3 protein-coding genes are annotated in these 1868 nt (G+C 64.5%); all 3 read right to left on the bottom strand.

Features of this window, described 5'->3' with window-relative positions:
• Window positions 1–149: 149 nt before the first annotated feature.
• Entirely contained in the window at window positions 150–698 is a 549-nt protein-coding gene (locus VGC56_RS02715) for a transposase (protein WP_464123100.1), read from the bottom strand.
• A 23-nt stretch (window positions 699–721) separates the two neighbouring features.
• Entirely contained in the window at window positions 722–1264 is a 543-nt protein-coding gene (locus VGC56_RS02710; RefSeq protein WP_464123098.1) for a helix-turn-helix domain-containing protein, read from the bottom strand.
• A gap of 65 nt (window positions 1265–1329) precedes the next feature.
• On the bottom strand, window positions 1330–1868 hold a 539-nt coding region (locus VGC56_RS02705), incomplete at its 5' end, for a Crp/Fnr family transcriptional regulator (RefSeq protein WP_464123096.1).

The raw sequence follows: 1868 nt of genomic DNA, 5'->3' as shown, positions 1-1868 counted from the left end.
TCGAGAGCCGCCTCCGGGCGGCTTTTCTCGTTTTAAAGACCTGTGGCGTGCGAGGCCAATGGTCCGCGCACGTCGTTGAGATTTCTAGTCCGCGGCCTCTTCGTTGGGCTGCTGGCTAGCACGACCCGCTAAGTGGTTCATCCGGGAAGTCATGCCGCCCTCGGCAGCAGGGCGATTCCGGGAGAGCGACGCGGCCGGTGTCGGCGGCGCTTGCCCCAGACAAAGGGATGGCGATGTGCATTCCAGTAGACAGTGGAGCGGGGGATCGCATCGGTGATCTCGTCCCAGGTCTCAAACCGCCGGCCCGCTAACGCCAGCGAACGCAGGATCTTCCACCAGGGCTCGATCAGGTTGAGATAGGCCGCATACTTGGGCTGGAACACCATCTCCCAGCGTGGATGCCCGAGCAGAAACAGCAGCACGTCTGTCGTGCGATGGGAACTCAGGTTATCCATGATGGCGTACACTCGCTTGGTCGTGCTCGGGATCCAGGTCTCAACCTGGCCGAGGAAGTCGACCCAATGTGCGCCGCCGCGTCCCGGATAGGGATGCGTGAAGGCTTCGCCCGTTGCGGGACAGAATGCGCCAAAGACATAACCCTTGGCGCGCCGGCCATAGTCGATCTCCTGCTTCGCGCGCTCGGCCGGTCGCGTCTTTGTCTGCACCAGGGCCCGCCCGGCATAACTCTTGGCGCTCACCGGTCCCATTTCGTCCAGGCAGATCACACAACTGCCCGCAGGCGGTGCGGTGTAGAGGGTTTCGATCTTCCCCTTTTTTCGGCGAACGCCGGATCAACCCTCTCGCCGAACCAGGTCTCGTGCTTGTGCCAGCGCAAGCCCTCGTGAAGTAGGATCCCGTCGATCCGGCTGCGCTGCATCGCGATGCCCTTTGCCTCATGCAGGTAGGCCGCCAACCGGTCGAGCGTCCAGGCGGCAAACGGCAGCCCGAGCGTTTGAGGCTTGCTCAACGCGGTGGCGATCACGGTGGCGGTCTGCTCGGCCGAATACGTCGGCCGGCGGCCTGAACGGTGCCGGTCCTTGAGCGCTTCCACTCCTTCCCGGTTGAAGCGGTGGATGCGCTTGCGCACGGTCTCGCCATCAAGGCCGACCCGGGCTGCAATCGCCGAGGCGCTCTCGCTGCGACTGGCGCGCCAGATGATTTGGGCGCGTTGCACGCGGTGGGCCGGAGCCGTGCGGGAGTGGGCCAGCTTTTGGATCGCCGCATGCTCAGCAACAGTCATTTCCCGTAAGCAGACCGGTGCCATGGGTCGCCTCCGCCAGCAGGTCAGAAGGGGCTGCCATTATACCCCTCTACCTACCGGATGCACCACTAAGCGGCCCTGGCAGCGCGCAGGTCCAGGTATCCCGGGTCGAACTCGGCGAAGACCTTCAGCCGTAGCACGTCGGGAATGGTCAGCACGGACTTGCTCCAGACGATCAAATCCTCCGCCCGTAAAGCTTGCAGAACGCGGTTGATGTGGACCTGCGAGATGCCCATCGCGTCCGCCAGATCCGTCTGTGAGATCCCCAATGGGAAGCTGTTCTCGCCCGCGAGGCCCACCGCCTGCAGGCAGACCAGCAGTTCGCAGACATGATGGGCCAAGCGCTTCTCCGCTGGCCGGCTGTCGTTCACGAGCCATTCGCGCGCCCGGCTCAACTCCATCAACGTCAGCCAGCGCATCGCGCGGGCAACGCCGGGGTGCGTCTCGATCAGATCCGTGAGCTTGGCGCGCGGAATGTCGACGACGGAGCACTGTGTGAGGGCGCCCAGACGCAGATCGCGTGCGGTGGATCCGGAGACGTCCATGCGGCAGAGATCGCCCGGCACGGCGAAGGAGACAATCCGGCGGCCGCCCTGCAGGAGTGTCT

The sequence above is a fragment of the Allosphingosinicella sp. genome (assembly GCF_036403745.1).
In the GTDB taxonomy this organism is placed as follows: domain Bacteria; phylum Pseudomonadota; class Alphaproteobacteria; order Sphingomonadales; family Sphingomonadaceae; genus Allosphingosinicella.
The sequence above is the reverse complement of the archived record's forward strand: the minus strand, read 5'-3'. Positions and strand labels throughout refer to the sequence as shown.

Coding starts and splice junctions, on each gene's coding strand:
- VGC56_RS02710 (WP_464123098.1), bottom strand. CDS start 1,264: ATGGCACCGGTCTGCTTACGGGAAATGACTGTTGCTGAGCATGCGGCG.